This window comes from Micromonospora sp. CCTCC AA 2012012, assembly GCF_040499845.1.
Lineage (GTDB): Bacteria > Actinomycetota > Actinomycetes > Mycobacteriales > Micromonosporaceae > Micromonospora > Micromonospora mangrovi.
The window spans coordinates 3,420,895-3,441,101 of record NZ_CP159342.1 but is presented as its reverse complement, the minus strand read 5'-3'; the positions used below and the strand labels follow the sequence as shown (position 1 = coordinate 3,441,101).

The 20,207-nt window shown below is 72.2% G+C and carries 17 protein-coding genes; 9 read left to right on the top strand and 8 right to left on the bottom strand.

Annotated features, from left to right (window positions below; translation table 11 throughout):
- Positions 1 to 139 precede the first annotated feature (139 nt).
- The 4 genes from ABUL08_RS14955 (at position 140) to ABUL08_RS14940 (ending at position 3,958) form a co-directional block, all read left to right on the top strand.
- The gene (locus ABUL08_RS14955) at positions 140 to 1,546 is read left to right on the top strand and encodes a cellulase family glycosylhydrolase (RefSeq protein ID WP_350930522.1); all 1,407 of its coding nucleotides are present in this window, start codon (positions 140 to 142) and stop codon (positions 1,544 to 1,546) included.
- 120 nt (positions 1,547 to 1,666) lie between these two features.
- Complete coding sequence (locus ABUL08_RS14950) at positions 1,667 to 2,242, top strand: hypothetical protein (RefSeq protein WP_350930521.1); 576 nt, start codon at positions 1,667 to 1,669, stop codon at positions 2,240 to 2,242.
- A 113-nt stretch (positions 2,243 to 2,355) separates the two neighbouring features.
- Positions 2,356 to 2,763: a YciI family protein gene (locus tag ABUL08_RS14945; RefSeq protein WP_350930520.1), complete on the top strand. Its 408-nt coding sequence runs from the start codon at positions 2,356 to 2,358 to the stop codon at positions 2,761 to 2,763.
- Positions 2,764 to 2,767: 4 nt separating this feature from the next.
- Positions 2,768 to 3,958, top strand: a complete 1,191-nt coding sequence (locus ABUL08_RS14940; RefSeq protein WP_350930519.1) for an RNA polymerase sigma factor — start codon at positions 2,768 to 2,770, stop codon at positions 3,956 to 3,958.
- Positions 3,959 to 4,281: 323 nt separating this feature from the next.
- Here the strand turns inward: ABUL08_RS14940 and ABUL08_RS14935 are convergent, their stop codons facing one another.
- Genes ABUL08_RS14935 through ABUL08_RS14920 form a run of 4 tightly spaced genes read right to left on the bottom strand, consistent with a single transcriptional unit; the run spans position 4,282 to position 9,703 of the window.
- Positions 4,282 to 6,483 (bottom strand): alpha-galactosidase, encoded by a 2,202-nt coding sequence (locus ABUL08_RS14935; protein WP_350930518.1) that lies wholly within the window; start codon positions 6,481 to 6,483, stop codon positions 4,282 to 4,284.
- Entirely contained in the window at positions 6,480 to 7,388 is a 909-nt protein-coding gene (locus tag ABUL08_RS14930; protein ID WP_350930517.1) for a carbohydrate ABC transporter permease, read from the bottom strand. Before ABUL08_RS14930 ends, ABUL08_RS14935 begins: the two co-directional genes overlap by 4 nt.
- Positions 7,385 to 8,341, bottom strand: a complete 957-nt coding sequence (locus ABUL08_RS14925) for a carbohydrate ABC transporter permease (RefSeq protein ID WP_350930516.1) — start codon at positions 8,339 to 8,341, stop codon at positions 7,385 to 7,387. Before ABUL08_RS14925 ends, ABUL08_RS14930 begins: the two co-directional genes overlap by 4 nt.
- Before the next feature lie 24 nt (positions 8,342 to 8,365).
- On the bottom strand, positions 8,366 to 9,703 hold the full coding sequence (locus ABUL08_RS14920) for an ABC transporter substrate-binding protein (RefSeq protein ID WP_350930515.1): 1,338 nt from the start codon (positions 9,701 to 9,703) through the stop codon (positions 8,366 to 8,368).
- 277 nt (positions 9,704 to 9,980) lie between these two features.
- Here ABUL08_RS14920 and ABUL08_RS14915 point away from each other — a divergent pair, with 277 nt between their 5' ends.
- From ABUL08_RS14915 to ABUL08_RS14900, 4 genes are all read left to right on the top strand, one after another.
- Positions 9,981 to 11,990: a beta-galactosidase gene (locus ABUL08_RS14915; protein ID WP_350930514.1), complete on the top strand. Its 2,010-nt coding sequence runs from the start codon at positions 9,981 to 9,983 to the stop codon at positions 11,988 to 11,990.
- A gap of 38 nt (positions 11,991 to 12,028) precedes the next feature.
- Positions 12,029 to 12,805, top strand: a complete 777-nt coding sequence (locus ABUL08_RS14910) for a DeoR/GlpR family DNA-binding transcription regulator (protein WP_350930513.1) — start codon at positions 12,029 to 12,031, stop codon at positions 12,803 to 12,805.
- A 62-nt stretch (positions 12,806 to 12,867) separates the two neighbouring features.
- Positions 12,868 to 14,163: a multidrug effflux MFS transporter gene (locus ABUL08_RS14905; protein ID WP_350930512.1), complete on the top strand. Its 1,296-nt coding sequence runs from the start codon at positions 12,868 to 12,870 to the stop codon at positions 14,161 to 14,163.
- A 3-nt stretch (positions 14,164 to 14,166) separates the two neighbouring features.
- Positions 14,167 to 15,120, top strand: coding sequence for a sporulation protein (locus tag ABUL08_RS14900; protein WP_350930511.1), 954 nt, complete (start codon positions 14,167 to 14,169; stop codon positions 15,118 to 15,120).
- 62 nt (positions 15,121 to 15,182) lie between these two features.
- Here the strand turns inward: ABUL08_RS14900 and ABUL08_RS14895 are convergent, their stop codons facing one another.
- On the bottom strand, positions 15,183 to 15,563 hold the full coding sequence (locus tag ABUL08_RS14895) for a hypothetical protein (RefSeq protein WP_242798237.1): 381 nt from the start codon (positions 15,561 to 15,563) through the stop codon (positions 15,183 to 15,185).
- A 498-nt stretch (positions 15,564 to 16,061) separates the two neighbouring features.
- On the opposite strand from ABUL08_RS14895, the gene ABUL08_RS14890 reads away from it, so the two are divergent.
- Positions 16,062 to 16,484: a hypothetical protein gene (locus ABUL08_RS14890; RefSeq protein ID WP_350930510.1), complete on the top strand. Its 423-nt coding sequence runs from the start codon at positions 16,062 to 16,064 to the stop codon at positions 16,482 to 16,484.
- Positions 16,485 to 16,620: 136 nt separating this feature from the next.
- On the opposite strand, the gene ABUL08_RS14885 is transcribed toward ABUL08_RS14890, so the two are convergent.
- The 3 genes from ABUL08_RS14885 to ABUL08_RS14875 all read right to left on the bottom strand — a co-directional run bounded on the left by ABUL08_RS14885 (position 16,621) and on the right by ABUL08_RS14875 (position 20,108).
- Complete coding sequence (locus ABUL08_RS14885) at positions 16,621 to 18,840, bottom strand: HelD family protein (RefSeq protein WP_350938633.1); 2,220 nt, start codon at positions 18,838 to 18,840, stop codon at positions 16,621 to 16,623.
- A gap of 213 nt (positions 18,841 to 19,053) precedes the next feature.
- Positions 19,054 to 19,404: a transcriptional regulator gene (locus ABUL08_RS14880; protein ID WP_350930509.1), complete on the bottom strand. Its 351-nt coding sequence runs from the start codon at positions 19,402 to 19,404 to the stop codon at positions 19,054 to 19,056.
- Positions 19,401 to 20,108: a hypothetical protein gene (locus ABUL08_RS14875; protein ID WP_350930508.1), complete on the bottom strand. Its 708-nt coding sequence runs from the start codon at positions 20,106 to 20,108 to the stop codon at positions 19,401 to 19,403. The genes ABUL08_RS14880 and ABUL08_RS14875 overlap by 4 nt, the downstream gene beginning before the upstream one ends.
- Between the last annotated feature and the right edge of the window lie 99 nt (positions 20,109 to 20,207).

Sequence of the window (20,207 nt, the reverse complement as noted above, 5' to 3'; positions counted from 1 at the left end):
TGCCTTCCGGACCTCATCGTCCTACGCTGATGCCTGCGCCGCCGGGAGTCGGGCGGCGGCTGTCGGGCTGCAGCCGCCTTCCAGTCACACCACCGCACCCCCACCTGGGCACGGGGGAGACCACTCCCTGAGGAAGGTCATGAAGAAGACGCTCTCCGTCCTGGGCGCCGCCCTGCTGACGGTTCTCGCCACCATGTTCGCCTTCGGGCAGCCGGCGCACGCCGCCGCCGGCTTCTCCGTCGCGAACGGCCGGCTCTACGACGCCAACGGCACCGAGTTCGTGATGCGCGGCGTCAACCACGCGCACACCTGGTACCCGCAGCAGACCAGCTCCTTCGCCAACATCAAGGCGCTCGGCGCGAACACCGTCCGCGTCGTGCTGGCCACCGGCGACCGGTGGGCCAAGAACGACACCGCCGACGTCGCCAACGTCATCTCGCTGTGCAAGCAGAACAAGCTGATCTGCGTCCTGGAGGCGCACGACACCACCGGGTACGGCGAGGACGGCGCCGCCACCACCCTCGACCGGGCGGCCAGCTACTGGCTGAGCGTTGCCAGCGCGCTGCAGGGCCAGGAGAAGTACGTCATCATCAACATCGGCAACGAGCCGTTCGGCAATCAGAACTACGGCGCCTGGACGAACGACACCGCCAACGCGATCAAGAAGCTGCGCGCCGGCGGCCTGACCCACACGATCATGGTGGACGGCCCGAACTGGGGCCAGGACTGGTCCTTCACCATGCGGGACAACGCCAACACGGTCTTCAACGCCGACCCGCAGAAGAACACCGTCTTCGACATCCACATGTACGGCGTCTTCGACACCGCCGGCGAGATCACCGACTACCTCGGCCGGTTCCGCAGCGCCGGGCTGCCCATCGTGGTCGGCGAGTTCGGCTTCAACCACTCCGACGGCAACCCGGACGAGGACACCATCATGTCCTACACGCAGGCCAACAACATCGGCTACCTCGGCTGGTCGTGGAGCGGCAACGGCGGTGGCGTCGAATACCTCGACATGGCCACCGGCTTCAACCCGAACCAGCTGACCAGCTGGGGTCAGCGGATCTTCAACGGCGCCAACGGCATCAAGGCGACCGCGAAGGAGGCGTCGGTCTACGCCGGCACCACTCCGCCCACCAGCAGCAGCCCCAGCCCCACCACCAGCCCGAGCCCGTCCACCAGCCCCAGCCCGACCACGCCGCCGACCACCACGCCGCCGACCACCACGCCGCCGCCCTCGGGCCGCAGCTGCACCGCCAGCTACACGATCATCAACAGCTGGCAGGGCGGCTTCCAGGCCGAGATCAAGGTGACCGCCGGCTCCGCCGCGCTCAACGGCTGGTCGACGCGCTGGACCTTCGCGAACGGCCAGACGATCAGCCAGTCGTGGAGCACCACGCTGAGCAACAGCGGCGCGACGTACACCGGTCGCAACGTCGACTACAACGCTCAGCTCGGCGCCGGGGCCAGCACCACCTTCGGCTTCATCGCGAGCTGGAACGGCACCAACGCCACGCCCGCGGTGAGCTGCACCGCGAGCTGACGCCCGTCGTACCGCCGGTGGCCGGGTCCGCGCGGACCCGGCCACCTGTTTCTCCCGTACGCTCACCGGACCCGCCGCGCGACCCGGGCGCGGCGGATGCCGGATCGAAGGAGCCCTGCCATGGTGACAGCCGAATCCCGGCCCAGGCCGTCGGGACTGGTCGTCGGGTCGCTGGTGGCGATCTCGTTCGGCACCGTCTTCGTGCTCGTCAACAGCGGCGGACTGGCCGACCCGTGGCGGCTGCTGGTGCGTACCCTCGGCGTGCTGGTGGCGGCGGCCCTGCTCGGTGCGCTGGTGCTGGTCGCCCGGCGGGCGCCGGCCGTGGCGGCGCAGCCGGCCACCGGCTTCATGGACCGCCGCTACTGGCTGGTCGTCGCTGCGGAGGCCGTCGCGCTCTTCGGCGGCCTGGCCGTGGTGAACAACGTCCTGCACCGTCCGTCGGTGGCGGTCGCGTGGGTGGCGTTCGTGGTCGGCGTGCACTTCTTCGGGCTCGGCCGGGTCTGGCGGATGTCCCGCTTCCACCGGCTGGGCGCGGCGATGACCGCCCTCGGGCTGGCCGGGTTCCTGACCGACGCGCTCGGCGGCGGCGCGGCGGCCGTCGCCCTGGTCGCCGGGGTGGGCTCCGGGGTGGCGCTCTTCGTCACCGTCGCACTCGCGCTGCGCGAGGCGGTCCGGGCGGGTGCCGCCGCCGGCTGACCCGACCGGACGCGCGGGATTCGTCGACACGCGATGTCGAGAAGCCGGGACCGGCTCCGTCCCCCGGGTGAGCGCGACGAGAATGGGTCGCCCCAGCGCGGAGGAGAACCACGATGGCCAAGTACCTGCTGCTCAAGCACTACCGCGGCGCCCCGGACCCGGTCAACAACGTGCCGATGGACCAGTGGACGCCGGAGGAGATCTCGGCGCACATGCGGTACATGCACGACTTCGCGGCCCGGCTGGAGGGGACCGGCGAGTTCGTCGACGCCCAGGCGCTCGCCCCCGAGGGCACCTTCGTCCGGTACGACGGCGAGGGGCGTCCGCCGGTCACCGACGGCCCGTTCGTCGAGACCAAGGACCTCATCGCCGGCTGGATGGTGATCGACGTGGACAGCCACGAGCGGGCCGTCGAGCTGGCCGGTGAGCTCTCCGCCGCCCCGGGCGCCGGCGGCAGGCCGATCCACGAGTGGCTCGAACTGCGTCCCTTCCTGACCGCGCCCCCCACCATCACGGAGTGACCTGATGGACGAGGCCCTGCTCCGGAGCCTCACGCCGACGGTGATCGGGGTCCTCGTCCGCCGCGGAGCCGACTTCGCGGCGGCCGAGGACGCCGTCCAGGACGCGTTGGTCGAAGCGGTCCGCGGCTGGCCCGCCGAGCCGCCGCGCGATCCCAAGGGCTGGCTGGTCACCGTGGCCTGGCGCAAGTTCCTCGACGCGACCCGGTCGGACGTCGCCCGCCGTCGGCGTGAGGAGCACGTCGACGCCGAACCGGCCCCCGGCCCGGCGTCCGAGGTGGACGACACGCTCCAGCTCTACTTCCGCTGCGCCCACCCGTCGTTGACGCCGTCGTCGGCGGTCGCGCTCACCCTGCGCGCCCTCGGCGGGCTGACCACCCGGCAGATCGCCCAGGCCTACCTGGTGCCCGAGGCGACCATGGCGCAGCGGATCAGCCGGGCCAAGCGCACCGTCTCCGCCGTCCGGTTCGACCAGCCCGGCGACGTCGCCACCGTGTTGCGGGTGCTCTATCTGGTCTTCAACGAGGGCTACTCCGGCGACATCGACCTCGCCGCCGAGGCGATCCGGCTGACCCGGCAGCTCGCGACCGCGATCGACCACCCCGAGGTGGCCGGTCTGCTCGCCCTGATGCTGCTGCACCACGCCCGGCGCGCCACCCGGACCGCGCCGGACGGCAGCCTCGTGCCGCTCGCCGAGCAGGACCGTCGGCGCTGGGACACCGGGTTGATCGCCGAGGGCGTCGGGATCCTCCAGGCGGCGCTGGCCCGGGACCGGCTGGGCGAGTTCCAGGCCCAGGCCGCCATCGCCGCCCTGCACGCCGACGCGCCCACCGCCGACGAGACCGACTGGGTGCAGATCGTCGAGTGGTACGACGAACTGGTCCGGCTGACCGACAGCCCGATCGTCCGGCTCAACCGGGCGGTGGCCGTCGGCGAGGCCGACGGGGCCCGGGCGGGACTGGCGGCGCTCGCCGCGCTGGACGACACCCTGCCCCGGTACACCGCCGTGGCGGCCCACCTCCACGAACGCGACGGCGACCTGGCCACGGCGGCCCGGTTGTACGCCGAGGCGGCGCTGCGGGCCCCCAACCTCGCCGAACGCGACCACCTGACCCGCCATGCCGCTCGCCTCAACGCGCTCCTCAACGCCGCCCTCAACGCCCGCCGCTCGGGAGCGCCGCCGCCGCGCCTGCTCTGAGGTGCGGTCACCCGCGGGGTGCGTCGAGCGGCAACCGGGGAAAAGCGGCATGGGTGTATCAAGCCGGTGGCCGGCATGGCCTTCGGGCCGGCGCCCCGCACCGACCTGGGCCGGCGGTGCGCCGACCCCCTGTTCGGCGGCTACGAACTTGATTACACAAATGGGTCAGCTTCAGTGGCGTCTTCGGCTGCCTTTCCGGTGATTCATCTTTGTAATCAAGTTCGTAGCGGGCTCAGGGAGAGGCCGGCACCCGTGCCGGGTGCGGGCTGCGCGCTGGCCGGGGAAGCGGCATCCGGCTCGCGCCGCCGGGCTCGGCGGGGCGCTCAGGCGGCGGCGGTGGCCTCCAGCAGGAGGGCCTGCTCGGGGTGGAGCGCCGGCAGTTGGAGCCCGACCGTCCCGAGCACCGATCCGGTCAGCGTCACGCCCGCCGGCAGCCAGCCCGGCTCGGTCAGTTGCAGCACCGCCGGCTCGGGTACGCCGGCCGGGAGGCGGACCGTGTAGCGACGCGCCGGATCGAGGCCGGGCAGGCGTACCGGGCCGGGGGTCTGGGCGGCCGAGGTGGTCAGCCGGGAGATCGCGTACACCGCGTGCGAGGCGTCGTGGGCGACCACGCCGTGCGCCTGGACGGCCGGGTCGGGGTGGTCGACGCGGACCACCCGGCCGGCGTGCAGCAGCGGACGCAGCCGCTTGTGCAGCGCCACCCAGGCGGTCAGCTCGGCCCGTTCCGCCGCGCTGATCGCCCCGATGTCCCACTCGATGCCGTGGTGACCGAAGAGCGCGGTGACGGCCCGGAAGCCCAGGTCGTGGACCCGGTGGGTGGTGTGCGACCGCTCCGGTCCGATGTGGCTGCCGACCAGCTCCGGTGGGAGCAGCAGTCCGGTCCAGCGCTGGATGGCCAGCCGTTCCAGGGCGTCGTTGCAGTCGCTGGCCCAGACCCGGTCGGTACGGCGCAGGATCTCCAGGTCGACCCGGGCGCCGCCGGAGGAACAGCTCTCGATCTCCAGGCCGGGGTGCCGGGCGCGCAGCTCGTCCAGCAGCCGGTAGACCGCCACGGTCTGCGCGTGCACACCGGGTCGGCCCGCGTGCCCGGCCTCGGTGAGGTCCCGGTTGTGGTCCCACTTCAGATAGGCGATGCCCGGGTGTCCGGTGAGCACCGCGTCCAGCCGCCCGAGCAGGTACGCGTACGCCTCCGGGTGGGCCAGGTCGAGGACCTGCTGGTGCCGCCATTCGGGCGGCAGCCGGCCGGGCACCTGGAGCAGCCAGTCGGGGTGGGCGCGGAACAGGTCGGAGTCGGGGTTGACCATCTCCGGCTCGACCCAGAGCCCGAACTGCATCCCGTGCGAGCGGACGTGGTCGATGAGCGGTTGCAGCCCGTCCGGCCACACGTCCTCGTCCACCCACCAGTCGCCGAGCCCGGCCCGGTCGTGCCGGCGGCCGGCGAACCAGCCGTCGTCGAGGACGAAGCGTTCCACGCCCACCTCGGCGGCCCGGTCGGCGAGCGCGGTCAGCCGGTCCAGGTCGTGATCGAAGTAGACCGCCTCCCAGACGTTGAGGGTGACCGGCCGCGGGGTGTGCGGGTGCCCGGGTCGGGCGCGCAGGTGGGTGTGCAGCACGTCGCTCAGCCCGTCCAGCCCGGTGGCCGAGTGGACGGCGTGCAGCAGGGGAGTGGCGTACTCCGCGCCGGGGGCGAGCACGATCTCGCCGGGGGCGAGCAGCTCACCACCGCCGAGGGTGGCCTCCCCGGTGGGCCGGCGTTCGGCGTACGTGACGTGATCGCCGCTCCAGGCGGTGTGCACCGCCCACAGCTCGCCGTGGCCGAAGCCGAAACCGGCGGTGCCGGCCACCAGGAGCAGCGTCGCGTCGTGGCCGGTCCGGCCGTGCCGGCCCTCCCGCACCCACGCCCCCATCGGCCACGGGTGCCGCTGGGGGCTGCGTTCCCGGCACCAGCGGCCGGTCAGGTCGAGCAGTTCGGTGGCGACCGCCGGCACCGGCAGCACCGGGGTCAGCTCGCGCAGCTCGTAGGGCGCGTCGCCGTCGTTGCGCAACCGGTGCCGCAGCGTCAGCAGCCCCGCCGGCTCCAGCGTGACCTCGATCGTCAGCGACAGCCCCGCGCCCGGGTCCGCCGCCCGCACGGTCATCCGCGCCGCGCCGGCCCCGTCGTGGTCCCGCTCCCCGTCGGATACGCGCACCGCCTCCCCGCCCGAGGCCACGCGGCCGGGGGCGTCGTCGCTCACGTCGAGGTCGACGAGGCGGAAGGCGGTGGACCAGTCCCGGCCGTCGCGGTGGCCGGCGAGACCGGGCCGCCCGCTCCAGCCGGCGCTCGCCTCGGGCAGCAGCGACAGCACGGTGGGCGCGTCGAAGCTGCTCGGGACGACCGGCGGGATGGTGGCGTCGACCAGCGCGGCCAGGTCGGCGTCGGTGAGCGGGCCGAGGTCGGCGCCCCAGTGCACGACCCGGGGCAGCCCCGGGCCCCGCGCGTCGAGCACGAGGCTGGTCCGCGCGCGGCGCAGGTGGACGATGCTCATCCCTTGCTGGCTCCCAGCGTCAGGCCCCGGACGAACTGCTTCTGCAACACGAAGAAGATCACCAGGGTGGGGATGGCGACCAGCACCGAGCCGGCCGAGACGAGGTTGTTGTCGGTGAAGAACTCGCCGCGCAGGTTGTTCAGCGAGCTGGTCACCGGGAACTTGTCGCCGGTCCGCATCAGGACGGTGGCCCAGAAGAACTCGTTGTAGATCCAGGTCACCTCCAGGGTGGCCAGCGCGGCCAGGGCCGGCCGGCACAGCGGCATGGTGACCTGCCAGTACTGCCGCCACACGCTGGCCCCGTCGACCATCGCCGCCTCGTACAGCTCGTGCGGCAGCGCCTTCATGTAGTTGCTGAGCACGAAGACGCAGAACCCGCACTGGAAGGCGACGTTGACCAGGATCAGCCCCCAGTAGCTGTCGTAGAGCAGCTCCGAGTCGCTCATCCACGCCGGCAGCGGCACCTGGGTGAAGAGCCGGAACAGGGGGATTAGCAGGGCCTGCTGCGGCAGCAGGTTCGCCGCGGTGAAGAGCCCGAGCAGGACGATGTTGAGTTTCCAGCTGAACCGGGCGATCACGAACGCCACGCAGGAGGCGAGGAAGAGCGTGAGCAGCACGGCCGGGACGGTGATGTAGACCGAGTTGAGGAAGTGCTTGCCGAACTCGGCGGTCTTCCAGGCGGTGACGTAGTTGTCCAGCGTCCAGCCGCCGAGCGAGACGTAGCCGTTGCGGGCGGTGTAGTCGTAGGAGCGCAGCGAGGTCAGCAGCGCCCAGAGGATCGGGAAGAGCCAGCCGACGGCCACCGCCCCGAGGAAGAGGTGCAGCACCACCCGGGCCGGTCGTACCGGTCGGCGGGGCCGGTCCGGCGCGGTGGCCGGCGGCGTACGGGTCAGGGTGGCGGTCATCGCCGGTCCTCCCTCATCACGGTGGCCAGGTAGAGGGTGATGAAGACCAGCGACACGACCAGCATGATCGTGGCCAGCGCCGAGCCGAAGCCGATCCGGCTGGCCTCGCCCACCACGTTGGAGGTGACCAGCGCGGAGAGCAGTTCCAGCCCGTTGCGACCCTTGTTGATCACCCACACCAGGTCGAACGCGCGCAGCGACTCGATCACGGTCACCACCAGCACGATGATGTTGATGGGCCGCATCACCGGGAAGACCACCCGGAAGAAGGTGCTGGTCTCCGAGGAGCCGTCCACCGCCGCGGCCTCCCGCAGCGACGGGTCGACGCCCTTCAGGCCGGCGAGATAGAGCAGCATGATGTAGCCGACGTGTCGCCAGCCGGCGGCGAAGAGCACCGCCCAGATGTTGACGTTCGAGTCGCCGTACCAGTCGGTCTGGGTGCCCAGCACGGCGTTGAGCAGGCCCTGGTCGCGGCTGTAGATGAGCTGCCAGACGAAGCCGATCAGCGCCAGCGAGAGCACCACCGGCAGATAGAGCGCGGTCTGATAGAACCGGCTGCCGCGGATCTCCTTGTCGAGCAGGACCGCGAGGAACATGCCGAACGGGGTGGCCACCACGAAGAGCGCGGCCAGCCAGAGCAGGTTGTTCTGCACGGCGGGCACGAACGGCGGGTAGATGTTCACCACGTCGTCGTAGTTCTTCAGGCCGACCCAGTCGATCTCGCTGACCGGGCCGATGCCGTCCCAGTTGGTGCCGGAGAGCAGCACGGTGGCCACCGCCGGCAGCCAGATCAGGCCCACCACCAGCAGCAGGGGCACGAGCACCATCAGCGTGATCACCACGCGGTCGGTGCGGGACAGCAGCCGTAGCCGGCGGCCACGACCACCCGTCGAGGTGGTCGCGGCCGGCGGCGGCACGGCGCGATCCGCTTGGATCAGGGGCAGGTCGGACACGGTGTCCTTCCCCTCTCGCCGTCGTCAGGCAGTGAAGATCGACTTCTTCTGGTTCTCGATGCTGGTGAGCAGTCCGCCGATGTCCTTCGGGTTCTTGATGAACTGCTGCAACGCCGGGATGATCACCGTGGAGGCGAAGTCCGGCCGGGTGTCCCGGTCGAGGAACTGGGCGATCTCGGTGGCCGAGCCGACCAGTTCGGCGGCCTTCTTCTGCAGCGCGGTGTAGCCGCTGGTGTCCGCGCCGGTGTTGGCGACCAGGGTGCTCGGGTCGTTCTTCACCGTGATGTTCGCGGCGTCCTTGCTGCCGACGTACTCCAGCAGTTTCTTGGCGTTGGCCTCGGACTTCGGCTTGCGGGCCATCATGTAGCCGTCGATCGGCGCGTCCAGGGCCTTCGCCCCGATCGCCGGGTCGATCTCGGGGAAGGTGAAGAAGTCCAGGTCGTTCTGCTCGTCGTTGCTGAACTGCTGGGCGACGAAGAGGCCGAGCAGGTACATGCCGCTCTTCTTCTGCTGCAACGACTGGGCGGCCTCCTGCCAGGTGCGGCCCAGGGCGTCCGGCTGGTGCAGGGGCAGCAGCCCGGCCCAGGTGTCGAAGACCTTCTTCACCTTGTCGGAGGTCCACGCCTCCTTGCCGGCCATCAGGTCGACGTGGAACTGGTAGCCGTTGATCCGCAGGTTGAGGATGTCGAAGGTGCCCATCGCCGGCCAGCCGTCCTTGTCGGCGAAGGCGATCGGGGCGAGGCCGTCCTTCTTCATCTGCGCGCCGAGGGTGTTCAGCTCGTCCAGCGTCTTCGGCACCTGGTAGCCGCGCTGCTGCCAGACCGACTTGCGATAGAAGACGGCCCACGGGTAGTACGACGCGGGCACGAAGTACTGCTTGCCGTCGTCACCGGTGGAGGCCTTCTTGAAGGCGTCGGAATAGCCGGAGAGCTTGCCCCAGACGTCGCTGACGTCACCGGCCAGGCCCTTGGCGGCGAAGAACCGCATCCGGTAACCGGCGAACCACATGAACACGTCGTCCGGCTTGCCCTGGAGATAGTTGTTGATGTTCTCCTGGAACGTGTTGTGGTCGACCGTGTTGACCGCGGGCTGGATGCCGGAGGCGGTCTGGAAGCCGGCCATCACCTTGGCGATGACGTCCTTCGGCTTCGGGTCCGACTGGTTGGAGCCCACGGAGACCGTCTTGGAGCCCGACCCGGAGCCCGAGTCGGAGTCGGAGTCGCCGCAGCCGGCGAGGAGTCCCGTGCCGAGCAGCGCGCCGGTGCCGGCTGCGCCGGCCAGCAGCGAGCGGCGGTTCAGGCCGGCGACGGACGGGGGTACGAGTCGGGCGAGGTACTCGGCTTGCGAGCGGGGACGGGACATTGTTCCTCCTGCGTGGAAGAGGTGCGCTGCGCCCAAGGGCCGTCAGGTGGCGGGGAGCGGTGTTCGTGTCGGCAGCGGTAGATCCACCGTGAATCCACATGTCCGAACAAAAACAGCCGGTGGCGACTGAAGCTACCCCTTGGTTTCGCGCTGTCAAGGGGGGTAAAGCGCGTTGATAACCCAGTCGTGACACGGGTGAGACCAGGTAAACGTTGGAAAATCAGTCGATGTTGGAAAGTGTTGACTTGGGTGGCCTCGGCGGGCACGCTCTGCTCTCATGCGGAACTGGCAGGGCGAAGGCATCTGGTACGGCGCCGACTACAACCCGGAGCAGTGGCCCGAGGAGGTCTGGGCCGAGGACGTCGCGCTGATGCGCCGGGCCGGCGTCAACCTGGTCTCCGTCGGCATCTTCTCCTGGGCGCTGCTGGAGCCGTCCCCCGGCACGTACGAGTTCGGCTGGCTCGACCGGGCGCTGGACGTGCTGCACGACGGCGGGATCCGGGTCGACCTGGCCACCGCCACCGCCAGCCCGCCCCCGTGGCTGGCCCACCGGCACCCCGAGACGCTGCCCCGCCGCGCCGACGGCGCGATCCTCTGGCCGGGCGGACGGCAGGCGTACTGCCCCAGCTCGCCGGTCTTCCGCAAGCGGTCCCTCGCCCTGGTCGAAGCCGTCGCCGGCCGGTACGCCGAGCACCCCGCCGTGGTCATGTGGCACGTCTCCAACGAGTTGGGCTGCCACAACGTGCACTGCTACTGCGACGTCAGCGCCGAGGCGTTCCGCCGCTGGCTGCGCGAGCGCTACGGCGACCTGGACACCCTCAACGCCGCCTGGGGCACCGCCTTCTGGAGTCAGCGCTACCACGACTGGGCCGAGATCAACCCGCCGCGTACCGCGCCGACCTTCGCCAACCCGACCCAGCAGCTGGACTTCCTGCGCTTCTCCTCCGACGAGCAGCGGGCCCAGCTCCGCGCCGAGCGGGACGTGCTGAAGGGCCTGGTCCGGCAGCCCGTCACCACGAACTTCATGATCGGCACCGGGATCAAGTACCTCGACTACCACTCCTGGGCCGCCGACGTCGACGTGGTCGCCAACGACCACTACCTCACCGCCGCCGACCCGCAGCCGCAGGTCAACCTGGCGCTCGCCGCCGACCACACCCGGGGCGTCGCCGGTGGCGACCCGTGGCTGCTGATGGAGCACTCCACCAGCGCGGTCAACTGGCAGCCGCGCAACGTCGCCAAGACCCCCGGCCAGCTGCGCCGCAACAGCCTCGCGCACGTCGCCCGGGGCGCCGACGGGGTGCTCTTCTTCCAGTGGCGGGCCTCCCGCGCGGGCGCGGAGAAGTTCCACTCCGCGCTCGTCCCGCACGCCGGCCCGGAGACCAAGGTGTTCCACGAGGTGTGCCGCCTCGGCGCCGACCTGCGGGCCCTCGCCGAGGTCAGCGGCAGCCGGGTCGACGCCGACGTGGCGATCCTCTTCGACTACGAGGCCTGGTGGGGCGCCGAACTCGACTCCCACCCCAGCGTCGACGTCACCTACGCCGACCGGCTGAACGCGTTGCACGCCGCGCTCTGGCGGGCCGGCGTCACCGCCGACGTGGTGCACCCGTCGACCGACCTGTCCCGCTACCGACTGGTCCTGGCGCCCACCCTCTACCTGGTCCGCGACGCCGACGCCGACGCCCTGCGCCGGTACGTCGAGGCGGGCGGCACCGCGCTGGTCACCTACTTCAGCGGCATCGTCGACGAGCACGACCACATCCGGCTCGGCGGCTACCCCGGTGCGTTCCGGGAGCTGCTCGGTCTGCGTACCGAGGAGTTCTTCCCGCTGCGCGCGGGGGAGCGGGTCGCCCTCGACGACGGCTCGTCCGCCGACGTGTGGACCGAGTGGCTGCACGCCGAGGGCGCGGAGGTGCTCGCCGCGTACGCCGACGGGCCGCTGCCCGGCGTGCCGGCGCTGACCCGGCACGCCGTCGGGTCCGGCGCCGCCTGGTACGTCGGCACCCGGCTCGACGACGCGGCCACCGACCGCCTGGTCGCCCGGCTGCTCGACGGGTCCGGGGTGCGCCCCCCGGTACCGGTGCCGGCCGGCGTCGAGGTGGTCCGGCGGCGCTCCGACGACCGCAGCTGGCTCTTCGTCATCAACCACACCGACGCGCAGGTGCGGCTCGCGGTCACCGGGACGGAACTGCTCGGCGGCGCGCCCTGCGCCGGGGAGCTGGTCGTGCCGGCCGGTGAGGTGGCCGTGGTCCGCGAGGAGAGCGACCCGGCGGCGGACCTCGCCTGACCCCGCGTAGCCTGCCCCGTGCGCCCGAAGGAGGTTCGATGCTCGCCCAGCAACGGCAGAGCGCCATCCTGGAGCTGATCCGGCAGCGCGGCGGTGTCCGGGTCAGCCATCTGGTGAGCCGCTTCGGCGTCTCCGACATGACCATCCGGCGGGACCTGGAGGTGCTCGCCGAACGTGGCCTGGTCGACAAGGTCCACGGTGGAGCGACCCTGGCCGGTCCGGGCTCCGCGGAGGAGCCCGGCTTCGCGGCGAAGTCGGTCCGTCAGCAGGCCGAGAAGCGGGCCATCGTCGAGCGGGCCGCCGAGCTGGTCGAGCCCGGCATGGCGGTCGCGCTCTCCGCCGGCACCACCACCGCCGCCCTGGCTGCCCGGCTGGCCGAGGTACGCGGGCTGACCGTGGTCACCAACTCCATCCCCGTCGCCGACGCGCTCTACCAGAACCCGCGCGCCGACCAGACCGTCGTGCTGACCGGCGGCATCCGTACGCCCTCGGACGCGCTGACCGGGCCGGTGGCCGAGGCCGCCATCGCCGCTCTCAACGTCGACCTGCTCTTTCTCGGGGTGCACGGGATGAGCCCGCGGACCGGGTTCACCACCCCGAACCTGCTGGAGGCGGCGGTCAACCGGCGGCTGATCGGCGCGGCCCGCCGGCTCGTCGTGCTCGCCGACCACACCAAGTGGGAGACCATCGGCATCGCCACCATCGCCCCGCTGGAGGAGGCCGACGTGCTGATCACCGACGGGCGGCTGCCGGCGGAGGGACGCCACGCCATCGGCGAGCAGGTCGGGGAGCTGATCGTCGTCGACGTCGACTGATCCCGTCCCGCCCCTCGGTTGTCGAGGTGCCGCCGTCGGCCGTCGCGGCTAGCGTCCGACGGATGACCAGCCAGCAGCGGACCAGGACCGGGCCGGAGCCGTCGTCCCGACCGGGGCGGATCCCCTCGATGGTGGCCCTGGTGCTGCTCACCGGCGTGGGGCCGTTCGCCACCGACACGTACGTCGCCGCCCTGCCGGAGCTGCGCGGCTCGCTGCACACCAGCGCCACGGTGGCCCAGCTGACCATGACCGCCTTCATCATCGGGGTCGCCGCCGGCCAGCTCCTGCTCGGGCCGGTCAGCGACGCCCGGGGGCGGCGGGTGGTCGTCATCGCCACCAGCGTCGCGTTCACCCTGCTCTCCGTGGTCTGCGCGGTGGCGCCGAGCGGCGGCGTCCTCGTCGCGGCCCGGCTGGCCCAGGGCATCGCCGCGGGCAGCGGGGTCGCCGTCGGGCGGGCGATGGTGACCGACACCTGGCGTGGACCGCAGGCGGCGGCCCGCTTCGGCACCATCGCCTCGGTCACCTTCCTCGGCCCGGTGGTCGCCCCGGCGGTCGGCGGCCTGATCCTGCACCAGGGCACCTGGCGTACCGTCTTCGCCGCGCTGACCCTCTTCGGCGTGGCGATGGTGGTCGCCGTGCTGCTCGGCCTGCCGGAGACCCTGCCGCCGGAGCGGCGCCAGTCCGCGGGCGCCGCCGACACGGTGGCCCGGATGGGTGACCTGCTGCGCGACTGGTCCTTCCTGAAGCACGTCGTGGTGCAGTGCCTGGCCACCGCCGGCTTCTTCACCTACATCGGCGGCTCGTCGTTCGTCCTGCAGACCGTGTACGCGGTGACCCCCGGGACGTACGCGGTCATCTTCGCCACCAACGCGGCCGGGATGGCCGGCGCGAGCCTGCTGTTCCGCGCGTCGGTGGTGCGGGTGGGCGCCGCCCGGCTGCGCGGTGTCGGGGTGGTGGTGTCGACGTCGGCCGCGGTGGGCCTGCTCGCCGTGGCCCTGGCCGACCCGGCGGCGCGGCTGCCGGTGGCGCTGCCGTGGGCGCTGCTCGCCCTGGTGGTCGCCGGCATGGGCCTGGTCCTGCCGGCGACGACCGCGCTGGCCCAGGAGGCGGGTCGCCGGGCGGCGGGTGCGGCCGCCGCGTTGCAGGGCGGGTTGAGCTTCCTGGTGGGCGCGCTCGTCACCCCGCTGACCGGGGTGCTCGGCTATCGCACGCTGCTGCCGATGGCCCTGTCGATGGCGGTGTTCTTCCTGCTGGCCACGGTGCTGCTGCGCTTCACAGGCACTTCACAGCGGCCCGGGTTAGGGTCACCTCAGCAAAGGTCCGACGCTCCATCGTGGAGCGCCGTCGAGCGGGAGTGACCGATGGTCTTCAAGAAGATGCTGAGTGCGTTCGGCGTGGGCGGCCCCAGCGTCGACACCGTCCTGGCCAACCCCAACACCCGGCCCGGTCTCACCCTCGACGGGCACGTCAACCTGGTCGGCGGCGACGCCCCGGCCAGCATCGAGCAGATCGCCGTCGGCCTGGTCACCCGGGTGGAGATCGAGAGCGGCGACGCCGAGTACGGCGGCGTCATGGAGTTCCACCGGATGGGCGTGAGCGGCCCGCTGGAGCTGGCCCCGAAGCAGCAGCTGTCCATCCCGTTCCGGCTCGCGGTGCCGTGGGAGACCCCGGTCACCGACGTGTACGGGCAGCGCCTGCACGGCATGACGATGGGCCTGCGGACCGAGCTGGCGGTGGCCCGGGCGGTGGACAAGAGCGACCTGGACCACGTGGCCGTGCACCCGCTGCCGATCCACGAGCGCATCCTGGACGCCTTCCAGGCCCTCGGGTTCCGCTTCAAGCACGCCGACCTGGAGCGCGGCCACATCCGCGGTGTGCAGCAGACGCTGCCGTTCTATCAGGAGATCGAGTTCTTCGCGGCCCCGCAGTACGCGAACGCGGTCACCGAGGTCGAGCTGACCTTCGTCACCAGCCAGCGCGGCGTCGAGGTCGTCCTGGAGTGCGACAAGCGGGGCGGCTTCCTCAGCGCCGGGCACGACGTCGTCGGTCGGTACGCCGTGCCGCACTCCGACGCCGGGCGGACCGACTGGGTCCAGGTGGTCGACGGCTGGCTGCGGGAGACCACCTCCCGGTACGGCAACCTGCGTGCGCACGGTGGCTTCGGCGCCCCGCACGGGCACGGCCGGGGACACGGGATGGGCGGCGTGGTCGCCGGCACGGCGCTCGGCGTCGCCGGCGGGCTGGTCGCCGGCGAGCTGATCGAGGACGCCTTCGAGGGTGACTTCGGCGGTGACTTCGGCGGCGACTTCGAGTAGCGACGACGACGGTGGCCCCGGGACGGATCCCGGGGCCACCGTCGTTCTCAGGTGTCGCTCACTCAGTGGCGGGCCTTGCGCTCCTCGCCGCTGCGGAAGTTGCTGCCGGCCTTGGCCAGGCCCCGGCTACCGAGGTAACCGATGGTCAGCAGCGTGATGAAGAACCACGCCTGCGGGGCACGGAAGATGTCCACCCCGACCGAATTCTTGCCGACCAGGTAGGACGCCACCAGCACGCCCGCGACGGACGCCACGTAGACCCAGAACTCCGTCGTCGCGAACGACGGCTTGGTTTCCGTACCGGGGGCGGCGATCGCCTGCTCCCGGTACCCGTCGTGCATCATCGGCATCGGACGGGTCGGGGTCTCCTGCATGGCCGCCCGGTTGGAGACGTCCTGCGCCGGCCGGTTCATGGGCCTGGTGGATGCAGCCTGCGTGCTCATCTTGTCCTCCTCAGGATGCGATGAGTCGTTCCCTGCACTCCCTCGCCCCGCTACCGCGTTTCGGCCACGGCACGGTTCGCGTTCATGGCGGGGGCACCCTCCGTCTACCCGACCCCCCGGCGGCCTAACACCACCTCCCGGCCGAATAGCAGCAGCCCCCAGCGGTTCCGGCGGCGCCCCGGCCGGGGGTCGGCGGGGATGCACTCGGGCTCCCTTTGCTCTGCTGCAGCGGGAGCAACACTGAAGAACCGTTTGTGTTGCGTGCGCTGCAGCAGAGCAAAGGATGTGTGCGGGGGCTCCCGGGCCGGCCAGGGAAGCGCGCGGATCCTTGCCGGCGGTGCGGCGGTCATGGCCCGTCACCCTCCCGCCCCGATAGGCAAGTTGTCCGGAAAGACCGCTGTGGTCCCGGTGTCTTGTCTCGGCGCGGGCGGGCGGGGGTTTGGTGGGACGGTCGTCGGGCACGCAGAAAGATCCGCGACAAGCTGCGAGGTGGTTGACGTGCGTGAGGACGACATGCGGCAGGACGCCGCACGCCAGGCCGAGGACCGGGTCGCCGGCGGGGTGTACGGCGACGGCGTGCTCGACGAGGTCACCGTGCCGCCGACCGACGTGAACCGGGTCATCCAGGACGAGGACCCGGGCGACCCGGCGGACGTCCCGATCGATCCGGAGGTGCTGCGCGACGGCGGCCCGACCCGCGGCCAGGGCGCGGTCACCACGACCGGTGGCACCGCCGGACCGGCCAGCACCCGCCGGATCGCCCGGCAGCCGGAGCAGCACCCGGGCACGGTGGCCCCGACCACCACCGGGGACGCCACCACGGGCGGCATGAGCACCCCGGCCGGCGGCTCCACCAGCGACCAGTCCGCCAGCGGCAGCCAGGTCGGCAACTTCACCGACGAGAGCCCCAACCCCGGCTGACCGCCCCACGCCCGCACCGGCGCAAGATCACGCTTGAACAGGGAAGTAGTGGCCTCCGAGACCGAAGGAGGCCACTACTTCCGGTATCGAGCACGATCTCCAGCCCGGCGCGGCCCGAGTGGGCGGCCGGGGCGGGTCAGCAGGTGCGGAGGATGCCCAGGCGTTGGGTGGCGCGGGTGAGGGCGACGTAGAGGTCGCTGTGGCCGCGGGGGGACTCGGCCACGATCCGGTCCGGCTCCACCACCAGCACGGAGTCGAACTCCAGCCCCTTGGCCTGCGACACGGTCAGCACCACCACCCGGCTCTCCAGCTCGGGGTCGTCGCCGACCGCCGCCTCGGGCAGCGCGGCACCGAGCGCCGCGCCCAGCTCGGCGACCCGGCCCTCCGGCACGATCACGCCGAGCCGGCCGTCGTCCAGCCCGGACGCCTCCCGGGTCGCCGCGTCGACCAGCTCCGCGGTGAGCCGGTCCGCGTCGACCGTCCGGTCCCACGGCGACACCCCGGACTCGCGTACGGAGCGGGGCGGGCGGAGTGCGGGGTCGATCTCGGCGAGCACCTCGGCGGCCACCGCCATGATCTCGGCCGGGGTGCGGTAGCTGACGGTCAACTCCTCCAGTCGCCACCGCCGCGCCACGTACGGCTCCAGCGCCTCCTGCCACGACGGCGTGCCGGCCAGCGCGCCGGTCTGCGCCACGTCCCCCACGATCGTCATCGACCGGCTCGGGCAGCGGCGCATCAGCAGCCGCCACGCCATCGGGGACAGCTCCTGTGCCTCGTCGACGATCACGTGCCCGAACGCCCAGCTCCGGTCGGCGGCGGCGCGCTGCGCGGTGGTGAGCCGCTCGGACTCCTCCTGCCGTTCCAGCAGCCGGTCGGCGTCGATCAGGTCGGTGACGCCGAGGATCTCGCCGCCCTCCGCCTCGTCCTCGACGTCGATCGAGCGGGAGCCCCGGGCGATCTCCAGCACGCCCTCGGCGTACTCCCGTTGCAGGGACCGGATCCGGTCCCGGCGGGCCGCCGCGGCGCGCTCGTCCTCACCCAGCAGTTCGGCCGCCTCGTCGAGCAGCGGCACGTCGGCGGGGGTCCAGCCGCCCGGCTCCCGGTGCAGCGCGGCCCGCTCGGCGTCGGTGAGCATGGGCGCGGCGGCGGCGATCCGCTCCGGCGAGGCGTACAGGTCGGCGAGCAGGCGTTGCGGGGTGAGCACCGGCCAGAGCCGGTCGAGCATCGCCCGGATCTCCGGTTCCTCGCCGAGTTCCCGGCGGATCTCGGCCCGGTCCGCCTCCTCCAGCAGGTTCTCCCCGCCGAGCGGGTCGGCGCCGATCCGCTCGGCGACCTGGTCGGCGAGGGCGTGCACGATCTCGATGTCGAACAGGGCCCGGGCCAGGTTGTGCGGCCGGCCGGTGCGCCGGACCCGGTCCCGGGCCGCCTGGACGGTCGCCGGGTCCAGCACCAACACCTCCCGCTGCGGCAGCTCGACCTCCAGCGGCTCGTCGGGCACCCACTGCCGGTCCCGCACGGCGGCGGCCAGCACCTCGGCCAGCACCGTCCGGCCCTTTAGCGCGGCCGTCGTCGCCGGCTCGGCCCGCCGGGCGCTGACCCCGGGGAAGAGGTCACCCTGGGTACGCAGCAGCACCCCGGTCTCGGCCAGCGCCGGCAGTACCTGGGAGATGTAGTGCAGGAAGGTGGCGTTCGGGCCGACCAGCAGCACGCCGCGGGTGGAGAGCTGCTGGCGGTGCGTGTAGAGCAGGTACGCGGCGCGGTGCAGCGCCACCGCGGTCTTGCCGGTGCCCGGGCCGCCCTGCACCACCATGACCCCGGGCAGCTCGGCGCGGATGATCCGGTCCTGCTCGGCCTGGATGGTCTCGACGATGTCCCGCATCCGCCCGGTACGGCCGGCGTTGAGGGCGGCGAGCAGGGACGCCTCGCCGGTCAGCTCCTCGTGCGCGGTGGGGGAGGCGGCGGCGATGTCCAGCACCTCGTCGTTGAGGCCGGTGACCTTCCGCTCGCGGGTGCGCAGGTGCCGCCGTCGGCGTATGCCCTGCGGGTTGGCGGCGGTGGCGAGATAGAAGGCGCGGGCGGCGGGGGCACGCCAGTCCATCAGCAGCGGGTCGTAGTCGCCGGTGGTGTCGAAGATGCCGATCCGGCCGATGTAGCGGCGGGCGCCGTCGTCGCCGTCGAGCCGACCGAAGCAGAGGCCGTTCTCCACGGCGGCGTACTGCTCCACCTGGTCGGCGTACATCTGGACGGCGGAGTCGCGCTGGGAGCGGGCCTGTTGCGTGCCGCCGGTGTTCCGCAGCTCCTCGGTGAGCCGGCGGGCGGCCTGCTCGCGCAGGTCGTCGAGCCGGTGGTAGAGCATGGAGACGTATTCCTGCTCGTGGCCGATCTCGTCGGCTCCGGGCAGCTCACCGTTGACGTGCGTTGACAAGCCGTCTCCTCAGCGATTAAAATCCATGCAGGAATGGCCTGAGGGCCGTTCCTTTTTTGTGTCCGAACGCTAGAAGATACCGCGCGACGGGTCGCGGGACCAAGCCTGCCCGCTCGTCCGCGACCGCGTCCCGTGGCTCCGTCGCTACCGCCCGTTCGTCGTCTCCACGCGCGCGATGAGCTGCTTGAGTCGGGCGATCTCCTCGGCGAGCGCGACGTCGCCCGCCGGGGTGAGGGTGATCCAGGTCCGGCCGCGCCGCCCGGCGTAGCCCTTCTCGACCTCGACCAGGCCGGCCGTCTCCAGCACGGCCAGGTGCTGGGAGAGGTTGCCGGCGGTGAGCGCCAACTGGGTACGCAGGAAACCGAACTCCACCCGGCGGGCCTCGTGCGCGACGGTGAGGATGCCGAGCCGCACCCGCTGGTGCACCACGTCGTCGAGTCCGGTGACGGGGTGCCGGTCCTCGGTCTCGTCCGGCGTGTTGGTCGGGCCGGTCACCGGGGCCGTCGCAGCCGTTGCGCCAGCGCGAAGCCGGCGCTGCCCAGCAGCAGCAGACCGCCGCCGAGGGCCAGCATCGGCCCCTGCTGCCAGTCGGCGCGCCAGCCCCCTCCCCAGCCGGCGGTGACCGGCGCCAGCACCACCACCAGGTACGCGACGGTGAGCAGCAGCAGCGCGACGTTCCGCTCCAGCCAGGCCAGCACCAGCAGGGCCAGCCCGATCCCGCCGGTGGGGGAGAGCAGGCGGAACAGGATCAGGGCGTAGCCGGGCGGGTGCAGCCGCGCCTGCGGGTCGGGGAGGATCCAGGCCCCGGCGCCGGCCAGCTCGACGGCGGTCAGCAGGACGGCGAGCCCGACGCCGGTGAGCGCGTACGGCAGCACCCGGGCGTCCACCCCCCGGTCCCGGGCGACGCGCAGGTAGCCGCGGGCGATCACCAGGTAGGCGAGAGCCGTCGTGGTCAGCCAGTAGAACTCCGCCCACGGCTGCCAGACCCGGCACACCCGGCCGTCGGCCAGCACCTGGCAGTCGCTCTCGATCGCGTGGCTGTACCGGTACATCGGGATCGCGCCGAGGACCATCACGGCGAGCACCAGCAGGGGCAGCCAGGTGACCCGTTGGGCGAGTCGGACCCGGCGGGCGAGGCCGCGCGCCTCGGCCAGCAGTCGGCGGGGATCGCCGCCGACCGGAACCGCATCAGAAGTCATGCCAACAGGTTTGCATAACAAACCTGTTTGCGCTAGAGCGTCACAGGAATCGGGGGCCCGTCCGGCTCGCGCCGTCCGGACCCCCGAGCAGGGTCGTGC